Raw genomic sequence first — 17,689 nt, forward strand, 5'->3', positions numbered from 1 at the left:
ATCAATGAAAATGGTGGCCGCTGTGTTCGTGCTCGTCACTTTCGGGCTTTGCGGACTGCTCGCCCGGGCGGGGATACGGCGGGGGATCGCTTGGCTCCAGCGACAGAATTCGCGCGGTTTCGTGCAGGTAATCGTCCCAGTCCAGCACGCGGGTGATGACGCTGAGATACTTTCCGCGCCGGAGAAACACCAGCGCCGGAAGCGCGCGAAAGCGATAGATCGCCTGCAGTTTGCGATCGCTCAGCTTGGCAACAATGGCGGGCTGGAATACTTTCTGGAAGGCCAACGTCAGTTCCGGCAGCACGACCGCGACGTCATTACTTTCGCCCAGTCGCTCCCAGTCGCCCGGGAAGAAAAGCACAGAGAATTCGTGTGCCTCGGCAAAGTCGAGATAACTTTCAAAGTCGACAACGGGATAATTCGAACGTGCAATAGTCCCATCGAGCAGCGGTGAAAACATTCACTCAGTTCCTTTTTCCGGAGGTGCGGCGGTTGCGACTTGGCGAAGATGTTCGGGAAGCTGCGGCTCGCGGTTGATGAGATCGGCAAACAGGTGATCAATGTTGCTGTCGCCCGCCATTATCCGGTCCATCGCTTCGAGCGCGTCGGCGATTTGCCCGGCAAGCTGCGCATCTAGCACTTCGCGCGCCGCGCCGAGGAAGACCAGCACATGAGTGCCGACAGGTTGATCTCCGACCAACGCCATGTCGATGATCGCCTCGCCATCGCGGCTACGCGCTCGCGCCTGCGACTGGCCAGTCTCGATGATAATGTGGGGAACGCCAATACACATCAACGCACCGCCCCTGGCCCTATGGCCAGTACTGCATCATACTCAGATTGAATGTCTGCGGGCGGGGCAAAGCGCCCGCCTGCCAACACGCGGTCATCGCCGTGGCGGAAGGCCTCAGCCTCGTGCGGGCGACCTTCTTCATAGGCACGCAACGCCAATTCAATGGATGCGTTTGTCTCGCTGTCGGCCAAACGCTCGGGACGGCGCTGCAGGTTGATGCCGAGGTCCGCTAGCCATTTTTCTGCAAAATCAAGCGCCGGCTCGATCTGGGCTTTCACCTCATCACGCAAGCTTCCTCCGAAATCTTCGAGTTCCACCGGCTGAACGCCGACGAGCAGCAGGTGCGACGGATAATCGCCCAGCATTTCCGCCATCGCCAGAACTTCCTGAAAGCCGGTCTGATGCAGCGACATTTTCTTGACGCCAAGAAAATGCGGCACCTCATCTCCTTGAATGAATTTCATCGTTCCGGGCGGCAGTTGATAGTCAATGGCATCAAACACCACGAGGACGTCGGTCTCGCGGATATGCTGCACCAGGTAGACACCCTGCGTGCCGCCATCGATGACGCGAACGGCCGAATGATCCGCATAGCGGCTGTGAAATGCCTCGGCTGCGCGGATGCCAAACCCTTCATCCGCCCACAGCAAATTGCCAATGCCGAGAACAAGCACACGTGGTGTGTCGTCCATGGTAGCTCCTCCTACTCAAGGTAAGCAAGCAAGAAGCGTGCCAGATGAGCGGGATGGCTAGCTGCTGGAATCAATAGACGTTTTTTGACCGCGGAATTTGATGGAAAGCAACTATACAAACGTTCGGAAGGTCTACTTCCATTTGCGATGACACTGGCTTGGATACGTGGCGAGGTGGAAAGTCATTTTGCAGCCTGGCAACGCGCCATGGCATCGCTTCGGGTGGCCGGACTCATTTGCGTCGCAACTTTATGCTTCTGAAAAGATCGGTTATTTTTCTTTCCAAGAACCTCCGTGCTTGATTTGGTCGTGCAGATAATCGGCGATGCGCTCTTCCATATCGTCAGCTCCTGTCGCATGCGCTTCCAGCGGTAGAAACACGGCAAGGTTCGCGAAGGGCGATCATGCAGGCACCGTGATGGACAGCGAGCTCGATTGTCGTGCTGGAAATGATTGCATAGATCAATCGGACATCGAGCGCTTCTGCGGCGCCGCAAAGTCTACCAATTGGTTCGCGCTATTGGCCTCCGATGTTTCCGGAGCATCGACACTGGGCCGGTTAACACCCAGACGGGATGCCAACTGGACGATGCGATCGCAAGATATCGACACACAATGCCGATATGCCAATGCAATCACCATACCCGATGAAACCAACGAGAAGCCGCCGGAGCCTTTCAGCGCCGACGGCTCCGGGAGGCCGAGTAGGTACTCAATTCGACTTGTTGTCGCGAAAGGTACGCCACCCGGAGAACATGGATGAAATTATCGACTGGCGCGACATGATGTCTTCACGAACCGCAGCATAGATGTGGACGACGATGAAGATCAAAATGCCCCACACGCCAAGGTGGTGCCAGGTGTGTACATCCTGGCTTTGGCCAAACAACGGAATGAGCCAGGACGAGAACCAATCGTACTGCCAGGAGCCCATGCCTTCGCCTTCGCCGTACAACGCAAGCCCCGTGAAGATCATGAACACCGAGAACCACACAAAGCCAAAGTGCATCATCAGCGTCGCGAGCGGGTTGTGCCCCTCATACTTCTTTGGCTCCTTCACCAGCATTGCATACCACAGAAGTTCGTGGACCAACTCTTTCCAGAAGGTTTTGGAAAAGAGTGGCGGGAAGAAAATTTGACGGGCATGTTCATTGCCGACGATCGACCAATAGAGGCGAAACATGAAGCCGATGATCATCGTGTAAGCTGCAACAAAGTGGATGAACCTGATGTAGCCGAACAGGTATGAACTGCTTGCCTCGCCGCTGACCGATGGCGGCGGGGAACCGATAAGGTAGCCTGTACCGCACAGGGCGAGTATTGCGAATGCATTGATCCAGTGCCAGATGCGCACTGGCGCTTGATAGACGTAAACGGCGTCTTCCTTGTGTGACTCGTTGGGTTCCATTTTCTTCTCCTAAACGCCGGAGAAGATGGTGAGGCCGGAACCAGCAATCGCAAGCCCAAGGGCATAACGGGCCATCGACTTTGAGGAAATGAATTGCCCGATTCCAACACCGGCCATTTGGATTGCCACGGTCGAGAGTGAGAAGCCGGCGACATACGCTATCACTGCCCCTGAAGCTTCAACCGCATGGGCATGGCCATTGAATACAGCGAACAATCCCGCAAAGCCGAGACCGGCAAGCACCGGCATTTTGGCACCAATGGCGACCATCAACCCCAGCGCCAGCACTGAGGCGGCGACCATACCTTCGACGCCGGGCAAACCAACGCCGGCGAAGGCAAGCCCTGCCCCGGCCAACATGGCACAGGTGAAAGCAGCGGGTGCTGCCCATACCTTGTTCGGAATGGCCGCGGCGGACCAGACGCCGACCGACAGCATGGCCAAGAGATGGTCTATGCCCATTAGCGGGTGGCACAAGCCTGCAACGAGCCCGTCCGCGTGGCTAGCGCCGGTATGGGCAAGTGCCGGGCTTGCTATGGCGGAGTACGACAAGGCGATCCATAGTTTTGATGAAAGTTTCATTTCCATTCCTCCCTCACCGCACCTTCACACTGGTCAGTTCTTGTCCGTCCGAGCCCATAACATGGGTTGAACAGGCAAGGCACGGATCAAAGGAATGCAGGGTGCGCAATATTTCCACAGGCTCTTCCGGCCGCTCGACCTTGGTATCCATCAGCGATGCTTCAAAGGCGCCGATGTTTCCCGCATGGTCGCGCGGCGAGCCGTTCCATGTTGTTGGAACCACACACTGATAGTTTTCAATGCGCGTGTCCTTGATGCGGATCCAGTGACCGAGTGCGCCACGGGGTGCTTCGGTGAAGCCGACACCTTTGACTTCGCTTGGCCAGGTCTTGGGATCAAACTTTTCGGTGTTTGCCGTGGCGCTGTCACCCGCCTTGATGTTTGCAATCAGCTTGTCGAGGAAATAGACCTGCTTGCGGGCGGCCCATTGCGATTCCAGTGCGCGGGCGGCGGTGCGGCCGAGCGTCGAGAAAAGGGCGCTGAGCGGCACATTCAATGCGCGCAACGTTTGATCGATCTGTTCCTTGAACTCGGCGTGGCCTTGCGCGTATCCGACGACGTAGCGGGCAAGCGGCCCGACTTCCATCGCATGGCCCTTCCAGCGGGGCGCCTTGATCCACGAGTATTTCGCACCCTCATCAATTTCGATAATGTTGGTGCGCGTTCCCTTGGCATTAGGGCCGAGCTGGTAGTGGGCTTCTGTAATGCCGTCCCAAGGGTGCAATCCCTTGGCTTCGTCCGGATATTTGTACCAGGAATGTGGTACAAATTCCTGAATCTCGTCGGGATTGCGAACATCGACGGGCAGTACCTCCGAAAGGTTGCCGTTGATGATTGCGCCGACCGGCATCATCAGGTTGGATGGCGAATAGTCATTGGCCTTGTCGGGAATGTCGCCGTAAGCCAGCACACTCTTACCTGAAAGGCCGCCGCCGTAAAGCCACCCCTTGTACATGTTGCCGATCGCAATGATGTCGGGAATATAAACGTTCTCGACAAAGGTCAGCGTGTCATCGACGATTTGCTTGACCTTGTTGAGGCGCTCCATGTTAAGCGGCGCGCCCGCTGCCATATCACCGTCCATATTGATGGCGCAGGGAACGCCGCCGACCAGCCAGTTCGGATGAATGTCCTTCCCGCCAAAGATGGTGCGGGTCTTCATGATCTCCTTCTGGAAGTCGAGCGCTTCGAGATAGTGCGTCACCGCCATCAAATCGGCTTCCGCCGGCAACAGATAGGCTGGGTTGGTCCAGTAGCCGTTCTTGAATGGTCCAAGTTGGCCGCTCTCGACAAATTTGCGCAGCCGCGTTTGAGTGTCCCGGAAGTAGCCAGGCGACGACATCGGGTGGTGCGGCGAAACAGACTGCTGCAGCACCGATGTTGCGACAGGATCTGCCTTTAGCGCGTTCATGGGGTTGACCCAATCCAGCGCGTGCAGGTGATAGAAATGCACCATGTGATCGTGAATCTGCAAGGACAACTGCATGATGTTGCGAATTGAATTGGCATTTTCAGGGATCATAATGCCGAGCGCGTCTTCGACCGCTCGCACGGAGGTCAGTGCATGGGTGCCGGTGCAGACGCCGCAAATGCGTTGCACGAATGCCCAGGCATCGCGTGGATCGCGGCCCTTGAGAATAACTTCAAGCCCACGCCACATCGTTCCGGTGGAAACAGCGTTACGGATGAAATTGTCGGCGTCGATATTCACCTCGCAGCGCATATGGCCTTCGATGCGGGTGACCGGATCAACGACCACGCGTTGGCCCGATGTATCGAGATTAAACCCGTTTGGCGTCAGAATGCCCATCAGCTGGCCCCTCCCTTTTCGCGGATGCGTTTGACGATGCTGGCTGCGGCGTGGATGGCTGCGGCGGAGCCGATGATCTTGGCACCGGTCCCGCCGATTTCATCAGCATTGGCTTCAATGCCAAAGCCATGAACGTCCGTCAGCCGGTTGTAGAAGTCTCCTTTGTCCCAGAACCCGTCTTCCGAGCAACCGATGCACGGGTGTCCAGACTGGATGGGGAAGGAAAGTCCGCCGTTCCATTTGACGGTCGCGCAAGCATTGTAGGTCGTCGGGCCCTTGCAGCCGACTTTGTACAGGCAGTAGCCTTTGCGTGCGCCCTCATCATCGAAATGCTCGACAAATTGACCGGCATCAAAATGTGGACGGCGATAACATTTGTCGTGGATTCGCTGCGAGTAGAACATTTTCGGCCGGCCCTGACGATCAAGCTCGGGGAATTTCTCAAAGGTCAGAATGTAGGTGATGACCGCCGTCATGACTTCGGCGATTGGCGGGCAGCCGGGCACCTTGATAATCGGTTTGCCGGGAAGACCCGGCACTTTGTGCACCGGAGTCGCCCGTGTCGGGTTTGGCCGCGCTGCTTGTACGCAGCCCCACGATGCGCATGAGCCCCAGGAGATGATGGCCTTGGCATTTGCCGCCGCATGCTTGAGCTGATCGACAAACGGCTTGCCGCCAATGATGCAGAACATGCCGTCCTCGTCGAGTGGCGGGTTGCCTTCGACGGCGAGAATGTAATTGCCTTTGTATTTCTCGATCACCTCTTCAATGATCGCCTCGGCCTGATGTCCGGCTGCGGCCATCAGCGTGTCGTCGTAGTCAAGCGACAGCATTGAAAGCACAACATCCTTGGCCAGCGGATGGGCCGAGCGGATGAAGCTTTCAGAACAGCATGTGCACTCAAGTCCATGCAGCCAGAGTACGGGAATGCGTGGCTTGGTTTCCATCGCATTGGCGATCTGCGGCGCAAAGCCGGGTCCAAGTCCAAGCGATGCAGCGGTCAGGCTGCAAAATTTCAAAAAGCTGCGCCGCGTTATGCCTTGACGCCGCATAACCTCGTAAAAGGTTTCCTGCATGGGTTTCTCCTCCTCGGCAGGGCAAGTCGTTGCCCCCGTAAGAAACCAAGCAAATGCCGTGCCAATCCAAAAAGATAAGTGTTTACCGTGCGGCGGAGCCGAAACGCACGCGCATCCTTGCGGCCCGTCCGCAGAAGGATGGCCCGCCATTGTCGCGCAAATCCAGCCACCCGGCCACAAGAGCCGTTGAAACCAAATGCTACAAGATCGGCGTATGACTGCTTCAGTGCTCGCCGCTGCGTGCGTGCCTTGGCAGCAAAGCGCTCAGACAGACATCCGCTATTAATTTCAGACAGATAGCAAAGCCTCATCGGATCTAATGGGGATTAAGATGCTTCAAGATATTCTGATATTGGAAAAAACTGGCTTCCTCGCGTACTGCGAGAAGATTAGAGGACTCAGCAAGAACACCGTAGACGCCTATGAGCAAGACATCGCCGCCTTCATGAGGTTTTTCCGACAGGGCGACCCTAGTGTGCCTCTCGATGGCCAAGTGGTTATTCACTATCTCGACGATTTGAAGCGAGAGCGAAACCACAAGCACGCGACCATCCGCCGGCGGCTGGTGACGCTGCGTGCTTTTGCGACCTGGCTACGCAAAGCGGGCCACATCGCGACCGATCCTTTTGACGGCCTCGAAATCGACCTGCGACCGCCCAAACGCCTTCCGCGGCCTGTGGAATGGGTCGATGTGCGAACGATGCTGAAAGCTGATAGCGGATGTCTTGCCGGGTCTCCCACCCTGCTCAACAGTGAACTCCATGCTCTATCGAGAACGACAGCGCTGGCCATCAAGCTCATGGTAGCAACAGGAGTGCGCGTTGGTGAGCTTACTCAAATTACGCTTTCGAACATTTCCAATGACGGCTATCGAATTCGGATCCATGGCAAAGGCAGCAGGGAGCGAAATGTCTATATTGGCAACCTAAATCTGCGAACCGAGTTGCAACATATCAAATGGCAAGCCAGCCGAGCTGCACATGACGGCGACTATCTGCTTCTCAACAGCCGGCGGCGGCGCCTCAGTGAACAAGCTCTGAGGCGAAGACTTCGCCTCCTCGCACAAGCCTGTAATCTTGATACGCGAGTGACCCCTCACCGCTTTCGCCATTCAGCAGCGACGTTCCTGATAGAAGAAGGGGTGGACATCCGCTTCGTCCAGCGACTTCTCGGGCATGCAAGCATTGCAACTACGGAAATTTACACGCGTGTCTCGGACACCGCTCTCATGCGGGCGATAGACAATGCCGATACGCTAGTCACCTGAATCCGAAGTTCGGCTCATTGTTTTCTGGCAGAAGCGTTTGACGGCGGCGAGGATTTCGTCGGCAGATTTGACCCATTTATACCAACATGCATTGATCAAAACCGATGCGCCCACTCGCGCAGTCCAATGGACATTATCTTCCAGGGTTGCGCGACGAGTTTGTTCCAGGCGGCACAGCAGTGAGCGACGATGTCCTCGTAGTCTGTGAAGATGCGGTTCGACAGCCAGTTGTCCCTCATAAACTGCCAGACGTTTTCGACAGGGTTCAATTCAGGCGAACGCGGCGGCAAGAACAGCAATGTGATGTTGTCAGGGACGCTGAGCTTCGGCGTGACGTGCCATCCGGCTTGATCGAGGATGAGGACCGCGTGAGCGCCGTCATCGACTGCCTGGCTGATTTCCAGCAGATGTTGATTCATGGCGTCGGTATCGCAATAGGGCAATACGAGGCCCGCGCCCTTACCTTTCTTGGGGCAGATGGCACCGAAGATGTACGCCCACATCGTCCGTTGATCCAGCGGCGCTGAAGGTCGGGTGCCACGGCGAGCCCATCGGCGGGTGATCTTGTTTTTCTGACCTATGCGCGCCTCGTCGGCCCACCAGAGTTCGATCTCGGTATTCTTCGGGAGGCTGCTTCTGATGGCTGCCAATGCGGCAGGGAACTCTTTTTAAAAGCGTCCACTTCGGGTTCATTCTGGGCGTAGTGGCGCGGCCGGGCAGACAGCTTGGCAAAGCCGAGAGCCTTCAATTCGCGACCAACCGTGGTCTCGTCCATCGAGATCCGGAATTCCTGGAAGATCCATTGGACCAGATCCTTGCGCCGCCACCGAACGACACCGTGGATAGCCGGGATCGGACCACGCTCTACAATCTTGGCCAAGGCCTGGCGCTGATCATCATTCAGCTTGGGCCGATTGCCGGGAGCCTTGCCGTTGAGGAGCCCGGCCGACCCGTGCTCATTGAAACGAACGACCCAGTCGCGAACAATCTGCAAGGTCACGCCCCCGATCCGGGCCGCATCTGTACGCGAGCCGCCGTCATAAATTTCCGCCAACGCCAGAAGCCGCCGCGCTTGAGCGGCATCCTTGGTCCCTTTCGCGAACTGCCGCAGAGCAGGACCATCAAAATCATCGCGCAATGCAATCGCCGAACCCATTGCAAACCTCCCGTTTGCCCCATGGATTCAGATTTTCACCGATTCGGGAATCTGGAGGGTTATGTGAGGTCGGATAGGACAGTGGCGTCATACTCGGCCGACCTCACATAAGCCGGATTGAACGAAGGCGCGGGTTGTTTGGCACTATGGGGATTGCGTTCTGCGTCCGGTTCCGGCGCGGTGATGCGGTGGCCCTGAGGGCGCGCAATCAAGTGGCAGACGGCGAGGTTTTACATGATTGTCGAAGCGCAATGTCGCGGGTCGCTGTGCCGGTTGTGCCGATATGGATGCATTTGCGCCTACGGATCGAACATCTGGCCTGGTTCCAGGCAGCGACGATTGTCCGCCGGAACGGCGTCCAAGTCGGCGGGTGATATGGGTCGTCTGCCGATCGCCTGATGTCATGATGTGTCACATCGGAATGAAGATGACCGTGCTTGAGCGGGTCGGATGTTGGCCTTCATCCGACGCATCGGCCGGTCACATTCGGGGCATGTGAAGGGGTAGCCTTGATTTGGGTTGAGGCAATGCGGTTGCTCGGCCGACGTCGACCGCTGGCCCAGCAGGTCCCGACAGAGGGCGATGCGTTGCCGGCGATGGCTATTGGCGAGAAAGCCGAAGTGACGCATACGGTGAAAGCCGTCGGGTAGTACGTGGAGAAGGAAGCGCCGGATAAACTCGAGCGGGTCAAGGCGCATGATCTTCTCGCGATCATGTCCTTGGCGTCGATAGTCCTTCCACCGGAAGTCGACATGCTCGTCATCGGCACCGACGATACGACTGTTGGCGATGGCCACACGATGGGTGTATCTGCCGAGATAGGCGAGCACTTGGTCCGGTCCGCCAAACGGCGGCTTGGCGTAGACGACCCATTCACTGCGACGGGCGTGCGCGAGATGGCTGGTGAAAGCGGTGGGGTCGGCAAGGCGTGCAAGCGCGTTGGAGAAGCGAAGTTTACGCTGAGCGAAGGCGTCAGCAAGGGCCGTCAGAAAGAGCCGCCGGAAGACACGCGATAGAACTCGGACGGGCAAGAAAAAGCCCGGCCGGCATGCGATCCACTTTGACTTATCCGGTGAGAGACCGCCGCCTGGTATGACGCAGTGGACGTGGGGATGGTGGGTCATCGCCTGGCCCCAGGTGTGAAGCACGGCGATGATACCGATCTCGGCACCCAGCCGTTTAGGGTCGGCGGCGACCGTCTGCAGCGTCTGGGCTGCGATCCGCATCAGCAGTGCGTAGACGACCGCCTTGTTGTGGAAGGCTATCTCGGCGATGCCAGGCGGTAGTGTGAAGACCACATGGAAGTACTGGACCGGCAAGAGATCGCAGATGCGGGCCGCGACCCATCCCCTGCGAGCTATGCCCTGGCACTTCGGGCAGTGACGATTGCGGCAGGAATTATAGGAGATGCGAGTCGTGCCACACTCATCGCAGGCATCGACATGGCCGCCGAGCCTGGGTGTGCGGCAAGCTTCGATCGCGCCCATGACACGTCGTTCGCCACGACTAAGATGACCGGCGTTCTCTCGCCTGTAGCAGCCACCGTGTCGCCGAAAGATGTCGGCAACTTCGAAAGCGGGGCGCAACCGATTATGATACCGGCGGCGTCACCTCCAGTCGCAATCGGTCAAGCGGGCTTGCCGTGGAGCGGATCGTGTCGGTGGAAACCCGCGTGTAATGTGCCGTGCTCGACAGGTGTGCATGACCGAGCAGTACTTGGATAATACGAATATCGGTGCCGTTCTCCAGCAAGTGGGTGGCAAAACTGTGCCGCAATGTATGGATGGTGACCCGCTTGGCCAGTCCCGTTGCTGCAACCGCCGAACGACAAGCGGCATGCAACACCGTCGGCTCGATCGGCTTGTCAGGATTGCGTCCGGGAAAGAGCAGCGTCTTGGGCCTCGTCAAGCGCCAATAGCTGCGTAGGATGCCGAGCAGTTCCGGCGACAGCATGACGTAGCGGGCTTTGCCGCCCTTGCCATGGCGGATATGAATCACCATGCGCGAGCTGTCGATATCACCGATGCTTAGTCCGCAGACTTCCGAGACCCTGAGACCGGCTCCATAGGCGCAGGTTAGTGCCACACGCGCCTTCAGGCTGGAGACAGCTTCCAGGAATTGGACTACCTCGTCCGTCGACAGAACGATGGGTAGCTTCCGCGGTGCGCGGGCATAGGGGATGCGCTCCGGGATCTCATTCTGACCGAGCGTGACCCCATAAAAAAACCGCAGCGCGCAGACGATCTGGTTCAATGCCGCCCAGGATATTCCACCTGAGACAAGGTAGACTTGGAACGCGCGGACATCTTCAAGATCAAGCCGATCCGGCGAGTGGCCGAAATGGCGGCTGAACTTCTGGACGGCATTGATATAGGATCGTTGGGTGGCCGGAGACAGATTGCGGACCGTCATGTCCTCGATCATCCGGCGGCGAAGAGGGCTTATCTCGGCCATCTGGACCTCCTGTCTGAAGGGTGGGTTTGCAACACCCTCATCCTCTCAGCCAGGAGGCTCTTCTCAAAGCCCGCCGCAATTGCCGCGGTAGCGGCTTAGTTCAATCCCAAGTGAGTCGTACTCTGCGCTCGCTGGTATTATAGGGCTTGGGGTTTTCGTTCGCGTTGGTGCACGGATCGTTTAGCGGTCGTGGTGTAGGCGATCGGCAACCTCAATAACCGATCTGTGACCTTGATGCCTTTCAAACATAACGCCGCCCGCCGCCATCGCATCGGCAGGATGAAATTCAAGGTGACGAACTGGCCGGAATATGAGGCGGGGTTACGGCGACGTGGCAGCTTGACCCTGTGGCTGACACCGGAGGCGCTTGCCATGTGGCTTGCTCCACGCCGAACGACGCGTGGTGGCCAGCCTCGTTATTCCGATTTAGCCATCGAGACCGCCTTGATGCTGGGCCTGGTGTTCGGCTTGCGGCTGCGTCAGGTCGAAGGATTATTAGGATCGGTGCTGCCCTTGATGGGCTTGGCGCTCGCTGTCCCCGATCATACCACCCTGAGCCGTCGGGCGCGAACATGGCAATCGCCCAACAAGGCGCATGACCTCCAGGGTCGACCGGACGGGCCAGTGCATATTCTTGTCGACAGCACTGGACTGCAGGTCTACGGCGCGGGCCAATGGTTGGAGGAGAAGCATGGCGCCAGATCCCGCCGTGGTTGGCGAAAGCTGCATGTGGCACTGGATGCCGATAGCAGCGAGATCATTGCACATACGATGACCGACCAGGACGCGGGCGACGCATCGCAGGTGGAGCCGTTGCTCAACCAGATCGATGGTCGGATCGGGCAGTTCACAGCCGACGGCGCCTATGACGGGAAGCCCACCTACGACGCGGTCACCGACCACAGTGCGGCTGCCGTCATCGTCATTCCCCCGCGCGCCAACGCGATCGAACCAGCCGGCGATCAATCTCCCGGACAAAGGGATCAGCATATCGCTGCAATCAGCAGAGACGGACGAATGAAATGGCAGCTCTCCACCGGCTACGGCAAGCGCTCGCTGGTCGAGACTGCCATCGGCCGATACAAGTCCATCATCGGGCGGCGTCTGCGGGCTCGGTCGTTTCACGCTCAGCAGACGGAAGTGGCCATCGGCTGCGCCGCCCTCAATCGTATGCTTGCATGCGCACGCCCTAAATCCATCCGCCGCAATGGACCGACCACATAGATAGCCCCATCACAGATCCAGATCCGCTCAAGTCCCGATCCATGGACCAACGCCCATTTGGACATCATCATTCACCGTCAAGCTCACCTGAGACGATGGCGCCGTCACTGACCAATACCAATGGATACAAGACACGAAATCATCTCCACTGAACGTCTTCATTCTCGAGCTTTTTCGGGAGGGCGGGTAGCACAGCCTGCCGCAGCAAAATTGAAGCCTGATGCCGTAGTCTGCCGGGATCGGTAGCGGCGCATTCTTCGACAATCCTTCCTTGTTCCATGACCAGGATCCGGTCGGCAAAGCGGTCGATGAGGCGGAGGTCATGAGTGACGAAGAGATATGCGATGCCTTCGCTTTTCTGGAGTTTCGCAAGCAGTGCAAGAGCTGATGCCTGGAGATGGATATCAAGATTTGAAACGGCTTCATCCAAAATGACGAGCTTCGGTTTCGGCGCCAATGCGCGAGCAATGCATATCCGCTGAAGCTGCCCACCGCTGACCTGCGATGGCAGCATATCGGCGATGTCGGCCGGCAACTCAACCATCCTGAGCAATTCCATCACGCGCGCTTCCCGTGCCGAAGAATCCAGCCCGGTCAGATGTCGCAGCGGCTCGCTGATGATCCTTCGTATGTCAAAGCGAGGATTTACTGCGCTGGGCGAGTCCTGAAAGACCATCGTCACATCTCGGCGAAACAGTTGGTGGTCCAGACCGTTGATTGGCTGGCCTCGATAGGAGATTGTCCCGACGTCGGGCCGCTCAAGACCGGTCAGCAACCTTGCAAGCGTACTCTTGCCGCAGCCGCTACGACCGAGAAGGGCGACGGTCTCGCCGTTGGAGATGCTGAGAGATACGTCGTAAAGCACAGCCCGCGCGCTGCTGGCGCCAACCAGGGAGAACGTGCGGTAGCTCTTGCTGACGCTTTCTGCGCTGATCAGGAACATCAGGTGAGCTCCATTCCGTAGAGCGCCAGATGCGCCTCCACCAGCATGCGTGTCACGATATCTTGCGGCGCCCGAAAAATCTGCTCCACAGGCGCGTACTCCACCAGTTGCCCGAAATCCAGTACTGCGACATCGTCGGCGAGCCTTGCAACGACACCCATGTCGTGGGTCACGAGCAGCACGCCGAGCCCGCGCTGGCGCACGAGTTGCTCCATGAGATCGAGAATGCGCATCTGCACGACCAGATCGAGATCGGTGGTTGGTTCGTCAGCAAAGAGGTAGGGCGCCTCGGTGAGCAAGGCGAGCGCGATCATCATCCGTTGAAGCATGCCGCCGCTCATCTCGAAGGCGTGCAGGTCGAGCACCCGCCTTGGATCGTCAAGGCCGACGTCCAGCATCGTCGCTTCGATGCGAGCTTGCGCGTCCGGTCCATGGCGATCGAGGGCCTTCAGTGTTTCTTCGGCGTGAAAGCGCATGGTGCGAACGGGATTGAAAGCACTGCGCGGGTTCTGCATGATCGAGGCCACGCGACGGCCGCGAAGGTTTTGCGGTTCGATGGTGCTGCCATTAAGTGCGACGCTGCCGCTCGTTTGCACCACACCGGGAGGCAGGACGCCAAGGGCAGCGGAACAGGTCATCGATTTCCCGGAACCGCTGGCCCCGACCAGGGCCAGCACACGGCCGGGTCGAACTTTCAGGGATAGGTCGGAGACCAGCGTTTGCGAGTCGTTGCCGTGACGAGCGAGGACCGTAAGGTTCTTGATGGTCAGGGTTTCACTGTTCAATGGCAATGCTCTGCCCTCAGATGCGGATCGAGGCGATCACGCATGGCGTCGCCAAGAATGTTGAAGGCCATGACGCTGATGAACAAAGTCAGCCCCGGCCAGAAAATCAGCATCGGCGACGTCCAGACGAACTGCCGTGCATCGCTGATCATGACACCCCATTCCGACGTCGGCGGCGTAACGCCAAGACCCAGGAATGACAATCCGGAGACATGCAGCATCATGTGACCGATATCGAGCGTGGCCAATACCAGCAATTGCGACAGTGTGGCGGGCAGGAGATGTTCGATGAACATACGGACCGGTCCGGCGCCACTCAACCGTGCGGCCAGCAGGAACTCCCGATGTCTGAGCGATAGCACGATGCCGCGCACGATCCGGGCGTACCAGGCCCAATGGGACAGTGCGATAGCGACAATGACATTGGTCAGGCCCGTGCCGAGCATCCCGATCATAAACAGGGCCAGCACGAGCGTCGGGAATGTCAGGAATACGTCGGTCATTCGCATAATGATCTGGTCGATGCGTCCGCCGATGAAGCCGGAGGTTCCGCCGATCAAAACGCCCAACGCCAAGATGATGGTCAGTGTTACCGCTACGGCGCCAAGCGATATGCGTGCGCCGGCGATTAGCCGCGAAAGGATGTCTCGACCTAAATGATCCGTGCCGAGCCAATGCGTCCAGTCAGGTGAGCGAAGCCTCATTGCGAGTTCTACTGCGTCGGGATCATGGGGCGATATCCATGGCCCGGCGATGGCCGCCAGCGTCAGAAGCGCAATGATGGCCAGCGCCAGATAGGTGCTGGAACGGCGGGTCATTAGCCTTGTGCTGCGTATTGACGTCATCATCTCCATCATTGGACACCCTCGGCGGATAGCCGGATGCGCGGGTCGGCCCAAGCATAGACGATGTCGACGATCAGGTTGCAAAGCACGAAGATCGCGACCATCACCAGGGTGAAGCACTGGATAACGGGATAGTCGCGATTCATGATGGCAGAGACGGCATAGCGGCCGACGCCGGGCCAGCCGAATATGCTCTCGATCACCAGTGTGCCGCCGAGCAATTCGCCGATATGCATTCCCATGGCTGTGATGATCGGCAGCCAGGCATTGCGCAGGATGTGCGAGCGTTCAACCTTGTGCTCCGGAAGGCCGCGCAGCCGTGCGTAGCGCACATGCCGCTGTCCGGCGACCTCAAGCATCGATGCGCGCAGCAGTCGGGCATTGATGGCGAGCGACATGAAGGAGACGGCGATCGCCGGCATCACGATATGCGAAACGCTGCCACTGCCCATCGGCGGCAGCCAGCGCAGATGCACAGAGAACAGCATTACCAGCAGGAATCCGAGCCAGAAATTCGGCATGGAAACGCCGAGAAAGGCGATAAAACGCACGATTTGATCCGGCCAGCGCTCGCGATAGCGGCCGGCCCAAACGCCGAGCGGCACAGACAATCCGAGTGTGAGGGCGAGCGCAGTGCCGGCAAGCTGTAGGGTTGCCGGCAAGTAGTAGAGCAGGTCCGGCAGCATAGGGCGCTGCGTCGCGTATGACACTCCGAAATCACCGGTCACGGCCTTACAAAGCCAGTCGGTGTACTGAACGTGAATCGGCCGGTCGAGCCCGAGCATCTGGCGTGCGTCTTCGAGGGCCTGCGGTGTAGGAGGAACCTTCGACAGGCGCAGATAGTCCATGGCCGGATCGCTCGGCCCGAGCCGCAGCAGCAGGAAGATGACTATCGAGGCGCCGAGCAGCATTGGCAGGAGCAGGAGAACCCGCCGTACTATGAAGGCTGTCATCGATTCAGTTCGATTTCGGGGCCAGGAGACCGAAGGGGATCTCGCTAGACATGGCGCCGAATGGGATGGCGCCGACTTCGGGTTTGGCGACGGCAATGGCTGTGACATAGCTGAGCGGCAGATAGACTGCCTCCTCATGTAGCCGAGTCATGATATTGCGATAGAGCTGCTGGCGGGTGGCCTCATCGGTCGACACGAGAACCTGGCCGATCTTGGCATCAATCTCGGCCTTGTCGGGTAGACCGAGTTGCGCCTGGTAATCCGCGTGGGACGGAACGCGCATGGAACTGACAAAGGCGTGGGGATCGTAGGGCGCGCCCCAGGTACGGTTGAAGATCAGGCCGAAACGGCCATCGTGCTGGCGGGCAAAGATCGCGCTTTCCTCCTCGCCGATAAGCTTGACTTCAATACCGATCTTGCGAAGGTCGGCTTGGACGATCTCGGAGACCGACTTGGAGACGGCATCCGTGCCGATGAAGCAGAGCTCTATCGACAGTGTCTCGCCATCCTTACTGCGAATGCCACCTTCGCTTGCACCCATCCAGCCTGCCGCGTCGAGCAGGCGCCTGGCCTCGGCGGGATCATAGCCGTAGGGCTTCAAGCCGATATCGGCATAGGGCACATTGGGCGCGAACAACGTGTCGGCGCGACGCTGTGTGCCGTACAGGATCGTCGCAATCATGGTGTCCTTGTCAACAGCATGATTGATCGCCTTTCGCACTGCGATATCGCGGGTCGCACCCCTGTTCGTATTGATTGCCAACACGAGGGTTTCCAGTGGCTCAGAGAGTGCCGTGGTATACGAACCCATCTTCTGGAAGCGCTCGAACGTATCCGGCGAGATCGGCCCGTCCGTGCCGTAGATCAGATCGATCTCGCCGGTCTCGAACGCAATGGCGCGGGTATTCGGGTCTGGAATTACCTTTACGTTGATCTGCGCGTAAGCGGGCTTCTGACCCCAATAGCTGTCGTTGCGCATGAACACGTCTCGCTGACCTAGCAGCGTCTCGGTCAGTTTCCACGGGCCGGTGCCAATCGGCGCCACGATCCCGTCCTTGGTACCGCCATATTTAAACTGTGACGGCGCGACGAATCGGAAAGGGCGTGGCAAGGCTAATTCTTGCAGCAGCGGATAGTAGGCATCCTTGAGCGTCAGCCGCAGTTGATATTGGCCAACGACCTCAGCTGAGACGATCTGGTTAGCAAGTTCCAGCCAGGCATGACGTGTGCGGTTTGCCAGCACCGCATCGAAATTGGCTTTAGCTGCATTCGCATCGAACGCTTCGCCATTGGAGAATTTGACATCTTCGCGCAGCTTGAAGGTGTAGGTGCGACCGTCAGTGGAAGGCACCCAGGACTCGGCGAGCCAAGGCTTTATCGTTCCGTCAGCTTGATAACGAACGAGCGTCTCGTAGACCATGCTCTGTGCGAACATCTGGTTTGGCGAATAAAGGTGCGGATTGAGCGGACCGACATTCATCGGCCAGGAGAAATTGAGGGTAGGATCGGCACGTGCGCTAGAAACGAGAGCGGCGGCGGCAAAAGCGACTGCGAGCGCCAAATCTCGAAACCTGTTCTTCAACATGAAATAGCCTTTGATGCATGTTTGAAAGTATGCTGATCCTTAAAAAATATCATACCCAATCCGGTGTCAATGAGAACATTTTCTGGTTGCCATTGCGCGGCTGGACAAAACTCCCT

The 17,689-nt window shown here is 58.1% G+C and carries 17 protein-coding genes; 2 read left to right on the top strand and 15 right to left on the bottom strand.

The features are described from left to right. Position 1: 1 nt before the first annotated feature. From WGT02_RS32555 to WGT02_RS32585, 7 genes are all read right to left on the bottom strand, one after another. On the bottom strand, positions 2–460 hold the full coding sequence (locus WGT02_RS32555; RefSeq protein ID WP_208246163.1) for a hydrogenase-1 expression HyaE: 459 nt from the start codon (positions 458–460) through the stop codon (positions 2–4). Further along, positions 461–793 carry a HypC/HybG/HupF family hydrogenase formation chaperone gene (locus tag WGT02_RS32560; protein WP_208246165.1) on the bottom strand — a complete coding sequence of 111 codons (333 nt, stop codon included), beginning with the start codon at positions 791–793 and terminating at the stop codon, positions 461–463. It abuts the gene before it with no gap. Next, positions 793–1,485 carry a HyaD/HybD family hydrogenase maturation endopeptidase gene (locus tag WGT02_RS32565; RefSeq protein ID WP_208246167.1) on the bottom strand — a complete coding sequence of 231 codons (693 nt, stop codon included), beginning with the start codon at positions 1,483–1,485 and terminating at the stop codon, positions 793–795. Before WGT02_RS32565 ends, WGT02_RS32560 begins: the two co-directional genes overlap by 1 nt. Positions 1,486–2,197: 712 nt before the next feature. After that, a complete protein-coding gene (gene cybH / locus WGT02_RS32570; protein WP_208246168.1) occupies positions 2,198–2,893 on the bottom strand; it encodes a Ni/Fe-hydrogenase, b-type cytochrome subunit in 696 nt (231 codons plus the stop codon). Between the two features lie 9 nt (positions 2,894–2,902). Then, positions 2,903–3,475, bottom strand: coding sequence for a HupE/UreJ family protein (locus WGT02_RS32575; RefSeq protein ID WP_208246170.1), 573 nt, complete (start codon positions 3,473–3,475; stop codon positions 2,903–2,905). Positions 3,476–3,488: 13 nt separating this feature from the next. Further along, a complete protein-coding gene (locus tag WGT02_RS32580; RefSeq protein WP_208246172.1) occupies positions 3,489–5,285 on the bottom strand; it encodes a nickel-dependent hydrogenase large subunit in 1,797 nt (598 codons plus the stop codon). Continuing rightward, on the bottom strand, positions 5,285–6,361 hold the full coding sequence (locus tag WGT02_RS32585) for a hydrogenase small subunit (RefSeq protein WP_208246428.1): 1,077 nt from the start codon (positions 6,359–6,361) through the stop codon (positions 5,285–5,287). Before WGT02_RS32585 ends, WGT02_RS32580 begins: the two co-directional genes overlap by 1 nt. A 331-nt stretch (positions 6,362–6,692) precedes the next feature. Between WGT02_RS32585 and WGT02_RS32590 the strand changes: the two genes are divergently transcribed. After that, positions 6,693–7,628 carry a tyrosine-type recombinase/integrase gene (locus WGT02_RS32590; protein ID WP_208246174.1) on the top strand — a complete coding sequence of 312 codons (936 nt, stop codon included), beginning with the start codon at positions 6,693–6,695 and terminating at the stop codon, positions 7,626–7,628. A 95-nt stretch (positions 7,629–7,723) separates the two neighbouring features. Here the strand turns inward: WGT02_RS32590 and WGT02_RS32595 are convergent. From WGT02_RS32595 to WGT02_RS32605, 3 genes are all read right to left on the bottom strand, one after another. Continuing rightward, positions 7,724–8,784, bottom strand: a protein-coding gene (locus tag WGT02_RS32595; protein ID WP_112334090.1) for an IS630 family transposase whose coding sequence is annotated in 2 segments (ribosomal slippage) — positions 7,724–8,292 and positions 8,292–8,784 — 1,062 coding nt in all. Because the reading frame shifts where the segments join, the coding sequence is not laid out codon by codon here. Positions 8,785–9,185: 401 nt separating this feature from the next. Then, positions 9,186–10,370 carry an IS91 family transposase gene (locus tag WGT02_RS32600; protein WP_082321374.1) on the bottom strand — a complete coding sequence of 395 codons (1,185 nt, stop codon included), beginning with the start codon at positions 10,368–10,370 and terminating at the stop codon, positions 9,186–9,188. A 4-nt stretch (positions 10,371–10,374) separates the two neighbouring features. Then, positions 10,375–11,238 carry a site-specific integrase gene (locus WGT02_RS32605; protein WP_037069958.1) on the bottom strand — a complete coding sequence of 288 codons (864 nt, stop codon included), beginning with the start codon at positions 11,236–11,238 and terminating at the stop codon, positions 10,375–10,377. A gap of 234 nt (positions 11,239–11,472) precedes the next feature. Between WGT02_RS32605 and WGT02_RS32610 the strand changes: the two genes are divergently transcribed. Then, positions 11,473–12,462: an IS5-like element ISRm33 family transposase gene (locus WGT02_RS32610; RefSeq protein WP_208246176.1), complete on the top strand. Its 990-nt coding sequence runs from the start codon at positions 11,473–11,475 to the stop codon at positions 12,460–12,462. A 139-nt stretch (positions 12,463–12,601) separates the two neighbouring features. On the opposite strand, the gene nikE is transcribed toward WGT02_RS32610, so the two are convergent. Genes nikE through nikA form a run of 5 tightly spaced genes read right to left on the bottom strand, consistent with a single transcriptional unit; the run spans position 12,602 to position 17,573 of the window. Beyond that, entirely contained in the window at positions 12,602–13,405 is an 804-nt protein-coding gene (gene nikE / locus WGT02_RS32615) for a nickel import ATP-binding protein NikE (protein WP_208246178.1), read from the bottom strand. Then, complete coding sequence (locus tag WGT02_RS32620; RefSeq protein WP_210363098.1) at positions 13,405–14,190, bottom strand: nickel import ATP-binding protein NikD; 786 nt, start codon at positions 14,188–14,190, stop codon at positions 13,405–13,407. Before WGT02_RS32620 ends, nikE begins: the two co-directional genes overlap by 1 nt. Next, a complete protein-coding gene (gene nikC, locus WGT02_RS32625; protein ID WP_375679686.1) occupies positions 14,187–15,008 on the bottom strand; it encodes a nickel ABC transporter permease subunit NikC in 822 nt (273 codons plus the stop codon). The genes WGT02_RS32620 and nikC overlap by 4 nt, the downstream gene beginning before the upstream one ends. A gap of 35 nt (positions 15,009–15,043) precedes the next feature. Then, positions 15,044–15,988 carry a nickel ABC transporter permease subunit NikB gene (gene nikB / locus WGT02_RS32630; RefSeq protein WP_208246180.1) on the bottom strand — a complete coding sequence of 315 codons (945 nt, stop codon included), beginning with the start codon at positions 15,986–15,988 and terminating at the stop codon, positions 15,044–15,046. A 4-nt stretch (positions 15,989–15,992) separates the two neighbouring features. Continuing rightward, complete coding sequence (nikA, locus tag WGT02_RS32635) at positions 15,993–17,573, bottom strand: nickel ABC transporter substrate-binding protein (RefSeq protein ID WP_208246182.1); 1,581 nt, start codon at positions 17,571–17,573, stop codon at positions 15,993–15,995. Positions 17,574–17,689 lie beyond the last annotated feature (116 nt).

This window comes from Rhizobium sp. T1470 (genome assembly GCF_042140505.1).
GTDB classification, from domain to species: Bacteria; Pseudomonadota; Alphaproteobacteria; order Rhizobiales; family Rhizobiaceae; genus Rhizobium; species Rhizobium favelukesii.

What these genes read in the sequence shown, in the direction of transcription:
- nikB (WP_208246180.1), bottom strand. Translation starts at nt 15,988, where the DNA reads ATGACAGCCTTCATAGTACGGCGGGTTCTCCTGCTCCTGCCAATGCTG.
- WGT02_RS32555 (WP_208246163.1), bottom strand. Translation starts at nt 460, where the DNA reads ATGTTTTCACCGCTGCTCGATGGGACTATTGCACGTTCGAATTATCCC.
- WGT02_RS32585 (WP_208246428.1), bottom strand. Translation starts at nt 6,361, where the DNA reads ATGCAGGAAACCTTTTACGAGGTTATGCGGCGTCAAGGCATAACGCGG.
- WGT02_RS32575 (WP_208246170.1), bottom strand. Translation starts at nt 3,475, where the DNA reads ATGAAACTTTCATCAAAACTATGGATCGCCTTGTCGTACTCCGCCATA.
- nikC (WP_375679686.1), bottom strand. Translation starts at nt 15,008, where the DNA reads ATGACCCGCCGTTCCAGCACCTATCTGGCGCTGGCCATCATTGCGCTT.
- WGT02_RS32590 (WP_208246174.1), top strand. Translation starts at nt 6,693, where the DNA reads ATGCTTCAAGATATTCTGATATTGGAAAAAACTGGCTTCCTCGCGTAC.
- nikA (WP_208246182.1), bottom strand. Translation starts at nt 17,573, where the DNA reads ATGTTGAAGAACAGGTTTCGAGATTTGGCGCTCGCAGTCGCTTTTGCC.
- WGT02_RS32605 (WP_037069958.1), bottom strand. Translation starts at nt 11,238, where the DNA reads ATGGCCGAGATAAGCCCTCTTCGCCGCCGGATGATCGAGGACATGACG.
- WGT02_RS32580 (WP_208246172.1), bottom strand. Translation starts at nt 5,285, where the DNA reads ATGGGCATTCTGACGCCAAACGGGTTTAATCTCGATACATCGGGCCAA.
- WGT02_RS32565 (WP_208246167.1), bottom strand. Translation starts at nt 1,485, where the DNA reads ATGGACGACACACCACGTGTGCTTGTTCTCGGCATTGGCAATTTGCTG.
- WGT02_RS32560 (WP_208246165.1), bottom strand. Translation starts at nt 793, where the DNA reads ATGTGTATTGGCGTTCCCCACATTATCATCGAGACTGGCCAGTCGCAG.
- nikE (WP_208246178.1), bottom strand. Translation starts at nt 13,405, where the DNA reads ATGTTCCTGATCAGCGCAGAAAGCGTCAGCAAGAGCTACCGCACGTTC.
- cybH (WP_208246168.1), bottom strand. Translation starts at nt 2,893, where the DNA reads ATGGAACCCAACGAGTCACACAAGGAAGACGCCGTTTACGTCTATCAA.
- WGT02_RS32610 (WP_208246176.1), top strand. Translation starts at nt 11,473, where the DNA reads ATGCCTTTCAAACATAACGCCGCCCGCCGCCATCGCATCGGCAGGATG.